We start from the raw sequence: 12,853 nt of genomic DNA, 5'->3' as shown, positions 1-12,853 counted from the left end.
GGCCCCATAATGTAATGGTGGCGTTTCAGCCTCTTTTCCTTTTGTCGGAATACCGCTAGAGCTGCGCCATGAGTGACGACAGAAAACCCTTCCGCGCCGGCGGCAAGCCCGGCTTTCGCGGCAAGAAGAAATTTTCCGGCAAGCCGGCACCGCGCCGGCCCGGCCTGCCGCCGGAAGGCCCGGTGCTGCTTTATGGTCTCCACACCGTGGAAGCGGCCTTTGCCAACAAGGACCGCAAGCGGCTGAAGCTGTTTGCGACGGAAAACGCGCTGCGCCGCCTGGAAGAGCGCGGTGTGACAATCGACGTGCCGGTCGAAAACATGATGCCGCGCGCGCTCGACCGCATGGTCACAAAGGACGCGGTGCACCAGGGCATGATCCTGGAAGCCGATCCCCTGCCCGCCTATGGCGCGGAGCATCTGAAAGGCGCCCGGCTGATCCTGGCGCTCGACCAGGTCACCGACCCTCATAATGTCGGCGCCATCCTGCGCTCCGCCGTCGCGCTCGACGCCGACGCGGTCGTCACCACCGAGCGCCATGCGCCGGAAGAAGGTTCGGTGCTCGCCAAGGCCGCCTCCGGCGCGCTCGACATGATCAAGCATGTGCGCGTGAAAAACATGGGCCGCTTCGTCGCCGAGATGAAGGACCAGGGCTTTGGCTGTATTGCGCTCGACAGCGACGGCCCGGCGAGCCTTGAAGACACGCCCTTTACCGACAAGACCGTGCTTGTGCTCGGCTCGGAAGGAAAAGGCGTGCGCCAGGGTGTTCGCGAAGCCTGCGGCCTGACGGCCCGGCTCGACATGCCCGGTGCGCTGCGCTCCCTCAACGTCTCCAACGCCGCCGTGCTGTCGCTATATGTAGCACGGATGAAGATGGGGCTGTGAGAGGCGGCCGGCAGAAGATCACCGCCCCGTCGGCGGCGGCCCCTTCCGGCTCTGGGCCGGCCCCTCATAGGGCGTGAAGGTCTTCAGCGCCGAGACATCGAACCCGCCCGGGCAACCATCGGCGACGTAATCGTAATAGATCGCCCGGCCGCGGATGGCCCGGCTGCGGTCGGCCTCGAAGAACAGGCCGTAACAGGCCTTGTTGCAATAAAACAGCGCGCCCTCCTCCGCCCGGACCTTCCGGGTCCGGCCGCTCGTCTCTAGGATCTGCTCACCCTGCAGCAGTCCGCTCATCACATGGCAGACATCGCCGCCATAAGCCTGGCGGGTCGAGTCCTTGATGGCAAAGTGGATCGGGATGCCGGTGATCTCCTTGCCCGTGCGGTCAACCCGGTGCAGCCAGCGGTCACGGGCAAAATGCTGCGGCCGGCCGGACAGGCAAGTGAGCACATCCCAGCTCGACGTGGTTTTGACATTGTAGAAATATTGCCCCGAGGCATCCTTCATGCCCCGGCAGGGGTCGAGGTCCTTCTCGACCGCATTGGCCTTGTCGAACCAGCCAAGCGCCAGGATCGGAAAGCCGTCCATGGCATAGCCGATCGGCTTCTTGTCCTCCTCGACCCAGGCCGGTCCGAGGTCGTCGATCAGGCATTTCGGCGCGATGTGATAGTGATAATCGTCGCCGCGTCCCGCATGGCCGCCACACACATCCAGCTCGCCCGCCTCGAACGCGCTTGGCCGGCGGCCGGTGTCCCGGTTGGCGGGGCCTTGCGTGCTCGGATCGAAGATCGGCACGCCGTTGACGGCAACGCCCACCGGCCCGGCATCGGTTTTGGTCGGGCTGCGGGCCAGTTTCGGCTCCAGCAGGATCTCGAACCCGTAATTGTGCTCGGCCGGAAACTGCTGGTTGGTCGCCGTGATGCCGCGCATCATCGGGTCTTTCGGATCCGGCAGGCCGTGGGAGGAAAAGCGCGCCCTGCCGCGCTCGCAGGAAACCTTGCTGACCTCGTCGGTGTAGCAGGCCTGGTCGCATTTGCAGACCTTGATATCATGGGCGCCTGCGGGGGCGCCTCCCCCCGACAATGCCGCAGCCAGCACCGCAGCCACGCCGGCAAGTTCCAACATCCGCATCGCAATCCTCCCGCGTTCGCTCCCGGCTTAGCACGCCGAAGGCGACGACGGGAGCCATTCCGCACGATCGGCTCCGGGCAGGCAACCAACAAGTCTGCGCCAGCGACACCCCTGACCCTGTTTGCATCATTCCCGCCGGGCAAGGCGCGCACCGTGACAGGAGAGCCTCTACGAGTTCGCGCACCTCGGGATAGGATCGCATGTCCCGGTCTCCCTGCCCCCGGATCTCCGCGGCTTCGCATCCGGGACGACGACGGCACCGGCTCACCCGCGCTCCCGGTGATTATCCACAGTGGCAAAGCCCTTTTATCTGCCGTTTGAAGGGTTTAGGGGAATTTCCGGAATCGGAAGCTAAAAAATGCGGCCCGGGCATAGACAAGCGCGCCCAATCTGGTAGAAGCCATTCCCGGCGCCGGTATAGCTCAGCTGGTAGAGCACGTGATTTGTAATCTCGGGGTCGCGGGTTCGAATCCTGCTGCCGGCACCAATTTTCCAAATGTCCGATCCGGAGACATAGGTAACAGTTTGTACCGGAGACATGGGTTACAACCTCGCGCCGAACGGGTTGTCGATTGTCTGTAGTGTTCTCTGCTCCAGGTCGATGTATCCCAGATCATAGCTCATGAAGCTGATCAGCCAAATTCCCTCTTCCACTTCCTTGATCCCGAGTTTCTGACCGGCCAGAACGGTCGAGACGTTGATCTTCTTGCGATGCATGCAGATTCGTCCGCATGCGGTGACCAGGGCGTCCCTGTCATGGAAGGGGTAGTCCAGGTCCGGCAGGCCCTGATATTGCCTTGATGAGGCTGTGTAGACTTCCGCCGGTGTCTTCATTCTGAGCGCTTCATGAGGTCGTTCCTCGTTGAATTCCTTCATGAAGGCATCGAACTTGGCCTGCTGCTGAAGGCTGTTCATGCCTGGCGGTCGGGTGGCCTCCTTCTTCAAGGTCAGATGCATGCGTTCGTGCCGGCCGTTTTGCTGCGGGTGGCCTGGTGTCCGATCCGGAGACATAGGTAACAGTTTGTACCGGAGACATGGGTTACAACCTCGCGCCGAACTGTAGCGCGCAACTTCGTTTGGCGAATCGCGCAACTTCACTTGGCACCCAGATTTGTCTGGCTTCAACATGCTAAGATAGCAACGGTGGAGCTACTAGAGTGATCAACGTATCGGGTTGAACCTTCGTTTTGGACTTGGGAAGAGCGAAGGTAACGACACCGTTTTTCCGCAATGTGTTGAGAGTGTCTTTCACAATCGACTTGCTGACGGCAGCACCTACCAAAATGTGCACCCAAAGGTCACAGAAATTGGTGGGGCCGTGCTCTACCAAGTGTCGAACGACCAAATTTTCAGCGAGTTCTTTCTGACCGGGCGACCCAAATCCATGCGACTTTTGATAGCTTTCAGCCAGAAATTCATTGGAAAAGAGTGACACCTGATCTCCTGCAGCAATTGATTGCCGCGTTTCGATTTCTCGCAGTTCCACCCTGCGGTGTGTATGGCGAAACAATTCGATCGCATGTTCACTGTTAGATCCGAGCACAAGTCGCATTTGCATGCGGTCTTTACGGGGGTTCATTACCCCAAAGTCGGCTACATATTTCGCTGCCTTCAAATCAACAAAGGCTTCTTTCAATATTGCTAGAATGCGTTCCTCATTTTTTAGCGTGTCGGGCAGGGCATCGTAGCGTGATCGCCAACCCTCATTTGCGAGCAACGCAGAATAGGCAGCACGCACACCTTCGAAATCTGGGTATCGATTAATGTGCTCTGACATGAAGTTAAAGAGGAACTCTCCACGCTGAGTCTTCAAAAACTCAGCGATCTTCGCGTTTTCAACCTTGAAACCAGTAGGGTCGATAAAGGTAAATGTGAAGCCAGGAGTGATAGCTCTCGAAATGTCATCAAGATTGTCTTCAAAGCGACCTGAAAACAAAACAATTTCAACGCCGCTTTGTTGCCGTGCGTATTCTGATAGTTTTGCAAAGGAGTTGGGATCTTTCTCGCAAAAATAGAACCTAATCTTCAGACCAGAGATCCCCTTCGACTGAAGATCGTTTTTAACTGACGTTAGCACCTTAATTGATTGGGAAAACGATGTATCTTCCAGCGCACCCTCAGCTGACGTTTCCCAAGGCCCGGCAAAACCATCAACAAAGTTGAAAACCGGAGACCTACCCTGAAAAGTCTTAAATGCGGCGTCTTTTAAATACTGGGTCAAAAACAGGTGTTTGATGTAGGTCTGTTCGCGCCCATCATAAAGGTTGCGTTTCGGCGTCAATTTGCATCCCCCGATACATTCTCGACGACATTTTAGGTAGTTGGCTCAGTCGTGTCTCGTCTAAAGTGCGCTTAAAGCGTTCCTCACCTCTTTCGGGAATTCGCGAACAAGTTGCCCATCGACCAACCCGCCGCCTTTTCCGAACGGGTCAATCAGCTTGAAATCCCTTTTCTCGATGCTGGGTTGGCCGGTTAGCGGGTTGTTGTCGTAATTGCCCCATTGCTTGAAGAATGGGGCAATCCCTCGCGCCCGACAGTCAATCAGGATTTCTTCGACCCACAGAGGCTCGAGTGGTCTGGCACCATGTCCACTCTCACCGCCAACGATTAACCAGGTTGGCGCGGGGTCATTCTCCCTGATACGCATCGGTCCGATAGCAGGTTCATACGAGACAAACCAAACAACTGCCGGGATCTCATCAATATGCTTTTTTCGCTGATCGAAGCGAATTTGGTCTTCAGCAGTGAAGCCAAGCCACACGTTGCTCCAGCCTTCCGTACCCCAATCTCCTGGCAGCATTTTACGGATGTTCTGAGGTCGCTTTGTAAGCAACTGCCAGTCGAGATTCGGCGTGACCCGGATCAATTCGAACAAGTCGGCTCGCCATTCAGGGTCGACCTGGTTGTCGAAAACGTCTGCAAGAGAAGCGCAAAACACGCGCTGCCGCCGGCCATGCTTACGCTCGAACGCCTCCGCCTCGCGTTGCCATGCAAGAGGAGCTTTCCAATATGCTTCTGTGGTTCGCTTCCTGGGATGGTTTCCCCATTTCACATGGCCCGACCGCTTTGACCAACCTTCAGCGTAACAGTTATCACAGCCAGGACTGATCTTTGTGCATCCGGTCCATGGATTAAAAGTGCGATCTGTCCACTCAATCCCGGTGGTTTCAGCCATGTTAATATCCCTTACCTGTGATCAGAGGCTAACATCAAAGATCAAGGTTTAGAATCCTATAACTTGGCCAAAGTGCGATGGATTTTCAGTATCTGACTTTGCCCTGGCTGGAGCATGATCTGCTCGGTCGGACGGCGGCAGAACTTGCACCTGAGGGCCCTTACAATCCACGTCTCACCGATAAACACATATTCATAATGCAGTGAACATGGAACCGACGAGGGCGACGAAAAGTACGAAGAATGCAACCGCAAGACCTATGTCACAAAGATCCGTTACCAATCTTTGCAGGGGCCGCCTCGCACTAGAAACTGCTTTTTTGCCGTGACGCATCAATTCACTTTCGCTGATTAGGCCGCAGATCTTTGAACAGCACTTCGTTCGTTCCGTCACTTAAACGCCATTTACGCCGCCTTTGAAAGCCTTTCACTGGCAATTTCATAATACGCCCTTTCCCGCTCACAACCGACAAACCGCCGGCCGGCTCTGAGGGCTGCCAGACCCGTCGTTCCGGACCCCGCGAACGGAGCCAGGACCGTCCTGGCCGGGCAGACTTGAACCAGCGCATCTGTCAACGGCAGCGGTGGAGCCCACTCAGACAAGAAAAACCCGAACCTGCCGCACCTGTCGTTCCCCCCTCGCCCGACGACGCACGCCTCATCACAGCCGGAACCCTTTATCCGGCCCGCAATGCTCTTTTGAATTGAAACGTGCTGGATCAAACGGCCAACGCAGCGTAACCTAAATCAAACAGCATTCGGCAAACCCGGATTTGCTCAATTCATTTTGTGTGCGCGCCCGATTTACCAAGAAAATATAAGGTTTTAAGTCATGGAGATTTAATGAGCGATCATCCTTATCGTCGCGCTCCTGAACATTCCTTTTGGTCAAGAGCACTCACCAGAGGTGGAATGCTTGAGAGCTTTTTTGAGGGTCCCCCCCTCATCAGGGTCGGTGAAAAAGTCGTCTCGGCAGGAAGCTGCTTTGCCGCGAACCTGGTGCCTCATCTGGAAAAGGCCGGCCTGAGTTATCTGCGAACGGAAACAGGCCACCCGTCATTCGCCCGATACAGAAACGATAATTTTGGCTATTCCCTGTTTAGCGCCGCATACGGAAACATCTACACGACGCGGCAACTCCTCCAGTTGATGAAACGGGCGCTGGGAACATTCAAACCCGAAGAGGACAGATGGCACCTTGACGGTCAGGTGTTCGATCCGTTCCGCCCGGCCTTGCGGTATCCAGCGTCGTCGGATCGGGAATTCGATCTGCTGACAGCGCAGCATCTTCAGGCGGCCCTGGACGCTTTCAGCAATGCCGACGTGTTTGTCTTCACGCTGGGGCTGACGGAGGCCTGGGTGTCGGCTTCGGATGGCGCCGTGTTTCCCGCATGTCCCGGCACGATTGTCGGGACATACGAAGAAGACAAACATGTTTTTGAAAATTTCGGCGTTTCGGATGTTTCGTCAGACCTGTCCGAGTTCATTCAATTGATGAGACAGCGCAATCCGGGCGTACGCGTTGTCCTGACCGTTTCCCCGGTTCCGCTCGTCGCAACAGCGACGGGAGGCCACGTGGTGCCGGCCACCACCTTCAGCAAATCGGTCTTAAGGGTCGCCGCGCAGGAGGTGGCCGGCAAACACGACAATGTCGTCTATTTTCCCAGCTACGAGATCATCACCAGCCATACCGCTCCTTGCAGCTTCTTCGAGGCCGATCGACGAAGCGTCTCCAAGGCGGGCATAGATCAGGTCATGAGCGTGTTTCTCAGCCACTGCAAGACCGACCCGTCTCTGGCAACGGGCCCGGACGAAAGCACGGCACCGTCAATAGCCGCCCTTTCAGCCGCTCTTGTCGAAGCTGAATGTGAGGAAGCGATGATGGATCGGACCAGCCCATGAACCGGCCCATGAGGGGACCGGCTGCTCTGAAACCGGCATCGCCGTTGCGCTCTTGCCGGTCGGGTCACACTCTGCGTTCAGGTGGTGAAACAACATGATCCAAAGAATTCTAATAGCGGGGCACTCGCAATCCTTTTCCCTGGGCTTGCGCGGTCTGGGCAGTGACACTGAAGCCGTTGAAACAGATCCGATTGACGATGTGTTCTCCGGGCTGAACGGTCCTTTTCCGCGTACCGCCGGATACTGGGACGCGCTTGTCGCCAACTGCCGTGACCAGGTCGTGGCATTGACCTGGCAAGGAAGTCAGCATTATTCGCATTTCATGTTCGTAGACGAACGTCCGTTTGATTTTCATTGTTCGCAGCTTCCCGAAGCGCCCCTTGTTCCGGACGCGCAATTGGTGCCTGAAAGAATGGTGCGAACGCTTCTTGCCCGATCTCTTGGCAGTCTGTCGGCCCTTCTTGCGCGGCTGAGCGACGCAAAAAAGGTCATCGTGCTGGGCACGCCGCCCCCCAAGGGAGACAATGCCGCCCTGAGGAAGATCCTTCTCAAAAACAGTGAAGAACAGACCGGCAAGGAAATCGTCAATCTGGACTCGGGTCTGCTCCTGAAGGCAAGCGAAGACGGAATCAGCCTGAGCGATGTCCGGCTGACCGCCTCAACGGTGATGCTCAAGCTCTGGTCCGAGCTTCAGGATCTGATGCAGGAAACCGCACACAATCACGATGCCGACTTCCTGCCGTTTCCACATTCCCTGATCGGCCCGGACGGGTTCCTGCGACGTGAGTACTGGGCTCAAGACCTGACCCACACCAGCCGGGAAGCCGGTTCCGTTTTTCTGGATGAAATCCGCAACTATTATGGTGATCAATCGCCACGCCAGCCAGACGACGACACGCATTCAAAGACCCACGTCCAGTCTTCCCCTTTCGCCCCTCAAGGCAGCGCGCGTGGCGCCGGTGAAACCAGGCCGCAGACCAGTCAGAACGTCGGAATGTGTTCGCTCGCGCTTCATCAACAGAGCGAAATCGATCAGTTGAAGGTCGAAATCAACACGTTGAACAAGAGGCTGGGCAGGGCACATGAGGAAGCCGCACAATTGAAGGAGGTGGTCAGGCAATTGGAGACAAAAGGAGAAGACCACGCAGCCGGCAATCAGGCCCGGCCCGATTAGGAACTCCCCTGCGGCCGAGACCCTTTTTGGAGCCCCCCTGGCATGGGCAAATCGGGATCACGAATGCATGGCTGATTGCCGGCGTTCTTGGGCGCGGCATCATGCGCGCCTCCTCGGCGCCGAAGACTTCCAGCTCATGGCCGGCGACTAAAAACGAGCCAAATCCCGAGTCCGACCTCCTGCAGCCCTGCCGATGGCCAGCTGATGACCTGCTGCCGGCCAGTCACGCAGGACAAGTCACGCTGCTCCACCCACGCGCCGCTGATCAGAACAGGCTGTCGTCAGCGACCGTGGACCACCGACCGGAATCCAGGCGCACAAACTTCGTATCGCGCCTCTGCGTCTGTTCCTCTTCCGAGACATCAAAAGAATCTTCGGCACTCCGCAGAGCCAGGGCGATGCTTCCGACCTGCTGCGACTGAACGATGATTTCGGACTGGTCGAGGCTCAATTCCAGCGTTGCGGTCCGTTTGGGCGAAAGGTTCTTGGTCTCCTGTTCGCCGGCCGTTGTGGTATCGATGGCAAGAACGCGGATATTCTGCAGGATGGTATCGCTTATCATATTGTTATCGCTGAACTTTCTCGTCAGGATAACATCCACCTTGTCTCCCGGCAGGATAAAACCGCCCGCCGACGTTTCCTGCTCCACCCTGACGGCGATCGCGCGTTTTCCTTTCGGCAGGATCGCGGCCATGTAGCCCTTGTCCGTGCTGATCAGGCGCTCTGCCCGGATGGCTTCTCCTGCATAGATCCGGCCCCTGGCGATCATGCCGACGTAGCTTTTGCCGGCGGAGGGATCGCCACTCCTTGTGATCACCCCTTTTGTAAGGGTGCTCTCCGGCCAGTCGCGCCAGGTAATGTCAGCCGCCTCCAGCTTCTTGCCCAGGGGTATGTCGTTCACCGCGACCAGAACCCCCCTCGAGACGACGACAGGAGCCGGTTCTGCAGGTGGTTGCACCTGCTTGTCCATGACAAGACGGAACGCCATGAAGCCTGCACCCGCTGCAAATAACAGGACCAGTAAGCGAACGATCTTCATTTCCAATTCCAGTGCTTCCAGAGACAAGCTTCCAACTGGAGACACACTAGGACCAACGGGTCAAAACAAGACTTATGGGAAAGCAAAAATTCGAATCAATATGGAGCGGCGGCAAGCCCAGACCGGCCTTGCCATTATACAGAGCCGGTTTGACCGTCCGGCCCGGCGGGTCGACTTGGGTCGGAACCCGTTCATTTGGATGAAATGGCTCCTGCCCCGAAGACCTACTCCGCAGCCCGCTCACTGCGACCGGGAACTTCCGGATCGCCGGGTGTCACGTAACGTTCCTGGGCATTGGCCACCGATTTTCCGTCCCGGTCCAGGTTGGTATTGTAGGCCTGAGGCGGAAACGGCTTGACGGTGTGAATGGCGATGTTGGTTTGCATCGCGCTGCCGGCGCCGAAGGTGACCGTGTCGCGGTGGCTCATGTAGTCCGCACAGCCTGAAAGCAGCGCTGCCGGAAGCAGGAGGAGGAGCCGGTTAGTTCTTCTTGTAGACATAGCCAGCCTCGAGTTCCAGATCGACGATATGACCGTAGGGACCGATCAAACCGTCACCTTCGCGGTATTTGCGCAGCATGTCCTTGTTGACCTCCAGAAGACCGAGCGCAAACATCTCGACGTCGTCGGTGGGCCGTGTCTTGTCCAGTGGAGACGCCAGGTTTTCACCTGGATTGGCCGGTCTGACGAGACGCGGCGTCGCCACGATGACAAGATCCGTTTCCCGCTTCTGGAAGCTTGTCGACCTGAACAGGGCGCCGAGCACCGGAACCTGCCCCAGCCAAGGAATCTGGTTGATGTCCCGCTGGTCGATATTGTCCAGAAGCCCGGCCATGGAGAAACTCTGGCCGTCGCGGAGTTCGATGACCGCTTCGGCGCGCCGGGACCGGAAACCCGGATTGCCATTGACGTTGATCGACCCGTCAATGTCGCTGACTTCGGTCATCACACGCAGGTTGATACGGCTGTTGTCCAGGACCGTCGGGACGAATTCCAGCCGGACACCGAATGGACGGTAATCGGTGGAGGTTGCGACACCGCCGGCATTCGAGATCGCCGTCTGAATGGGCACTTCGCCGCCGACATGGAAGCGGGCGGCTTCACCGCTGATCGTGGTCAGGTTGGGCTGTGCTAGCCGGCGAACAAGTCCCTTGCCCTCCAGCGCATCGATAATGGTGTCGATCCGCAGGCCTGCGGTCTCGAGCACCTTTGCAACCAGTGTTCCGAAGGGCAGAGCCCCCTGCTGGGCCACGCTGGCACCGGATCCCAGAACGGCAATCAACCCGCCCGTGGAATTGTCGACGCCGGTCTGGACCCTGGCACCCGAGGTGCTGACGTTGCCGTTGTCGGATCGTCCGACCCAGTTGACACCGAGGTCTCGCCCGATCGCGCGGCTTGCTTCCAGAACCCTGATTTCCAGCGCGACCTGCTGCGGCCCGCGCACGCTGAGCGCGTTGATCACCGGGGATTCGGAAAACTGCTGCGCAACCTCGAGGACCTTCGCCAGTTCGGTCGTGTCGTTGACGCTGCCGTACAGCCTTATGCGGTTGCCGACGTTGGAAACACGGACCTGCGCACTTGGCGCCACCGCGCGGACCGCCTGGGCAACGTCATCGAAATTCAGCTGAACGCGAACCTCGATCACGCCGAGCAGCGTTTTGCGGTCGTTGTAAATCGAAATGTTGGTCAGGCCGGGCGTCTTGCTCTGTATATAGAGGGACTGACTGGAAAGCGGGACGATGTCCGCAACTTCCGGATTGCCGACCACCAGGTCGGAAAAGGCTCGGTTGGTCCGGACGGTCTTGGTGGTGCCCGGGGGCATGAGGACCTTCGAGACACTGCCGCCATTGACGAAAAGCGTGATCTCGTCGGTCTGGGCCTGAGCCGATGGCATGTTGGAGACGCCGACCGCGAGACCGAGGATCAAGGCGGCACCTGCCAGGATCGACTTGGCTCGCAAGAATTGGATGTTGCTAAGGCTGGTCAATTATCGCGCCACGTGGAACCACGTTCCTTTCACGGATCTGTTTGATCAAGGCGTCCGTTCAGGGACGCCTCGCCGACTCGGTATCATCCAGCTTATGTTCCTTACGATTAACACCCGGTGAAACGCCGATTTCCGCGTGGTGTCGAAACGTTGTTGGATGAGGCTTTCTGCGGGACCGTGTGGACTGCCGACCTGAGTTCCGGTTTGACCAGGCCAGGCGGATTGAAATTCCGGCCTGGAGAAAGAAGGCGTTCTCCGCCAAGGCATGAAAACGGCATTTTACCCGCGACCTTCGAAGCTACCTCTTCATTTCATACCTGACTTTTCCATCCTCCGTGGTAACCCTTCTGAAGAGGGACACCTCTTCCTCCGGAGTACCCGCACGAGGCAAAGCCGGGCCGGATGTTGTTGGGCTCGGCGCGAACCGCTGGGTATTTTGCCGGGACAATTCAGGTGCCAGCAGGAGTTCGGCCGTAACGGTTCCGAAATACGGCCCGTCATTGCGGATCATGGTGGCAATGCTTTCCACCGTGGTTGCCGGATCCCTGCGCCCCTTGGTGACAAGACCAATATCGGACTGAATGGCTCCCATGCGCTGGTCGATTTTTGCAAGCCTGTGCTGAACCCCGTTGTTCATGGTGTCCATGCGCGTCAGAAGCCGCTTCTCAAACTGCTGCAGCCCTGCCAGTTCCGCTCTGACCGTGTTCAGCTCCGAATTGGAAGACCACGAAAGAAAAAGCCCGGCGAAAAGCAACAGGGCAAGCGCTATGGACACAACATTCAGCGCGATCAGGACGCGAACATGTTTCAAAAGAAATATCTCGCGATCCCCGGAATGCTCGGCCGAAAGCAGAGACCGGGTCCACCCGGGCAACACCAGAGGCTTGATGGCTTTGTAGTCGGGGGAAATTTCGGCGTGTTTCATTTATCCCCGCTTTGCAAATGACACACTGTTACCCAACAGCTGCAGATTGTTTGCCGTGGTTGGATTGTTCGGATCGATGTCATAGGCCTTCAGAAAATAGCGGCGCGCTGCCACGAGATCGCCGCGCAGAAGGTGGGAATAGCCGACATTGTTCAGGTATTCCGGACGGCCGGGGATCATACCCCCAAGGATCCTGTATCCCTGGTCTGCACTGTCAAACCGGCCGACCATGTCGGCGGAAGCTGCATAACCGATCCAGGCCACCGGATCCTTGGGGTACACTTCGACCGCCTTCTTGTAGAGGGAATAGGCCTTGCCGTAGTTCTTCGCCTTGAACTGGACTTGCCCCTGTTTCAGAAGTTCGTCATCCCGGTAATAGGAGACGTCGGACAGGTCGTTGTTTGTGAAGGCGTCATCACCAAAGGTCGAAAGGTCCCCCAAATTGCCCGACTGGCAGCCGCTCAGGATGACAAGCAGGACTGCAATGACCGGGAACTTAAGACTGACCCACATTTTACTCTTACCCTTACAATCCACTCGCCCCGCAAGCCGACGCGGACGCTCCGCAGAAATTTCAGTATTCACACACTATTTTTCAGCAATTAATAACCATCAATGAAAAATGTTAAATATTTCCG

The 12,853-nt window shown here is 57.4% G+C and carries 12 protein-coding genes, 1 tRNA gene and 1 pseudogene; 4 read left to right on the top strand and 10 right to left on the bottom strand.

Annotated features, from left to right (window positions below; translation table 11 throughout):
- Nucleotides 1-68 precede the first annotated feature (68 nt).
- Nucleotides 69-884 (top strand): TrmH family RNA methyltransferase, encoded by an 816-nt coding sequence (locus O6760_RS20540; protein ID WP_269581564.1) that lies wholly within the window; start codon nucleotides 69-71, stop codon nucleotides 882-884.
- An 18-nt stretch (nucleotides 885-902) separates the two neighbouring features.
- Here O6760_RS20540 and O6760_RS20535 read toward each other — a convergent pair whose 3' ends face one another.
- The gene (locus O6760_RS20535; protein WP_269581563.1) at nucleotides 903-2,015 is read right to left on the bottom strand and encodes a YHYH protein; all 1,113 of its coding nucleotides are present in this window, start codon (nucleotides 2,013-2,015) and stop codon (nucleotides 903-905) included.
- 411 nt (nucleotides 2,016-2,426) lie between these two features.
- On the opposite strand from O6760_RS20535, the gene O6760_RS20530 reads away from it, so the two are divergent.
- Nucleotides 2,427-2,502: transfer RNA gene (locus tag O6760_RS20530), tRNA-Thr, on the top strand.
- Nucleotides 2,503-2,558: 56 nt separating this feature from the next.
- Here O6760_RS20530 and O6760_RS20525 read toward each other — a convergent pair.
- The 4 genes and pseudogenes from O6760_RS20525 to O6760_RS20510 all read right to left on the bottom strand — a co-directional run.
- Nucleotides 2,559-3,008 (bottom strand): annotated as a pseudogene (locus O6760_RS20525) (integrase core domain-containing protein); the annotation flags it as partial.
- A 136-nt stretch (nucleotides 3,009-3,144) separates the two neighbouring features.
- The gene (tcmP, locus tag O6760_RS20520) at nucleotides 3,145-4,296 is read right to left on the bottom strand and encodes a three-Cys-motif partner protein TcmP (RefSeq protein WP_269581562.1); all 1,152 of its coding nucleotides are present in this window, start codon (nucleotides 4,294-4,296) and stop codon (nucleotides 3,145-3,147) included.
- 60 nt (nucleotides 4,297-4,356) lie between these two features.
- Nucleotides 4,357-5,190, bottom strand: coding sequence for a DUF5131 family protein (locus tag O6760_RS20515; RefSeq protein ID WP_269581561.1), 834 nt, complete (start codon nucleotides 5,188-5,190; stop codon nucleotides 4,357-4,359).
- A gap of 404 nt (nucleotides 5,191-5,594) precedes the next feature.
- The gene (locus tag O6760_RS20510; protein ID WP_269586324.1) at nucleotides 5,595-5,765 is read right to left on the bottom strand and encodes a DNA methyltransferase; all 171 of its coding nucleotides are present in this window, start codon (nucleotides 5,763-5,765) and stop codon (nucleotides 5,595-5,597) included.
- A gap of 267 nt (nucleotides 5,766-6,032) precedes the next feature.
- Here O6760_RS20510 and O6760_RS20505 point away from each other — a divergent pair, with 267 nt between their 5' ends.
- Together O6760_RS20505 and O6760_RS20500 are read left to right on the top strand one after the other, a co-directional pair.
- Nucleotides 6,033-7,091 (top strand): GSCFA domain-containing protein, encoded by a 1,059-nt coding sequence (locus O6760_RS20505; RefSeq protein WP_269581560.1) that lies wholly within the window; start codon nucleotides 6,033-6,035, stop codon nucleotides 7,089-7,091.
- 94 nt (nucleotides 7,092-7,185) lie between these two features.
- Nucleotides 7,186-8,265, top strand: coding sequence for a hypothetical protein (locus tag O6760_RS20500; protein ID WP_269581559.1), 1,080 nt, complete (start codon nucleotides 7,186-7,188; stop codon nucleotides 8,263-8,265).
- A 265-nt stretch (nucleotides 8,266-8,530) separates the two neighbouring features.
- Here the strand turns inward: O6760_RS20500 and cpaB are convergent, their stop codons facing one another.
- The 5 genes from cpaB to O6760_RS20475 all read right to left on the bottom strand — a co-directional run bounded on the left by cpaB (nucleotide 8,531) and on the right by O6760_RS20475 (nucleotide 12,728).
- Nucleotides 8,531-9,304, bottom strand: a complete 774-nt coding sequence (cpaB, locus tag O6760_RS20495; protein ID WP_269581558.1) for a Flp pilus assembly protein CpaB — start codon at nucleotides 9,302-9,304, stop codon at nucleotides 8,531-8,533.
- 224 nt (nucleotides 9,305-9,528) lie between these two features.
- Entirely contained in the window at nucleotides 9,529-9,732 is a 204-nt protein-coding gene (locus O6760_RS20490) for a hypothetical protein (protein WP_269581557.1), read from the bottom strand.
- A 52-nt stretch (nucleotides 9,733-9,784) separates the two neighbouring features.
- On the bottom strand, nucleotides 9,785-11,290 hold the full coding sequence (locus tag O6760_RS20485) for a type II and III secretion system protein family protein (protein ID WP_269581556.1): 1,506 nt from the start codon (nucleotides 11,288-11,290) through the stop codon (nucleotides 9,785-9,787).
- A 298-nt stretch (nucleotides 11,291-11,588) separates the two neighbouring features.
- Complete coding sequence (locus tag O6760_RS20480; RefSeq protein ID WP_269581555.1) at nucleotides 11,589-12,215, bottom strand: hypothetical protein; 627 nt, start codon at nucleotides 12,213-12,215, stop codon at nucleotides 11,589-11,591.
- Nucleotides 12,216-12,728, bottom strand: a complete 513-nt coding sequence (locus tag O6760_RS20475) for a tetratricopeptide repeat protein (RefSeq protein ID WP_269581554.1) — start codon at nucleotides 12,726-12,728, stop codon at nucleotides 12,216-12,218.
- Nucleotides 12,729-12,853: the final 125 nt, after the last annotated feature.

Origin of the sequence: Roseibium sp. Sym1 (assembly GCF_027359675.1) — a bacterium.
In the GTDB taxonomy this organism is placed as follows: Bacteria; Pseudomonadota; Alphaproteobacteria; order Rhizobiales; family Stappiaceae; genus Roseibium.
This window is presented reverse-complemented; position numbering and strand designations above follow the sequence as displayed.